At 41.6% G+C, this 423-nt stretch carries 1 protein-coding gene; it reads left to right on the forward strand.

The genetic code is table 11. The annotated features are described in order from the left end of the window. The coding region (locus F6U93_RS02225; RefSeq protein WP_191963439.1) for a hypothetical protein at positions 1 to 423 on the forward strand (423 nt) is incomplete at both ends.

The following is a 423-nucleotide window of genomic DNA, read 5'->3' on the forward strand; positions in this document are numbered from 1 at the left end:
CACAGGAAATACGCCTAGCGGAACAACTAACATTAATGCTTGTCCCGTGGAAGCTGATATTGATGCTTTAGTAACCACAACTTCTGATATCACGGCTATTAAAGCAGCTTACACTGATAACTGTGGAACAGTAACAGCAACATTTGTTAGTCAAACCTTAACTGGCGATCAATGTGCGTGGAACTTAGAGCGTACTTACACCATTTCTGATGGCTGTTCTACGAATGATTTTGACATTAGTATCACCCATTCGGGAAGTGATCAAACGCCTGCAACAGGAAACACCCCTAGCGGAACTACAAACATTAATGCTTGTCCTGTAGAAGCTGATATTGATGCTTTAGTAGCAACGGCTGCTGATATTTCAGCAATAGAAAATGCTTATTCTGATAACTGCGGAACAGTAACTGCGACTTTCGTAAG

It is taken from the genome of Pseudotamlana haliotis (genome assembly GCF_008806375.1).
GTDB lineage: Bacteria > Bacteroidota > Bacteroidia > Flavobacteriales > Flavobacteriaceae > Pseudotamlana > Pseudotamlana haliotis.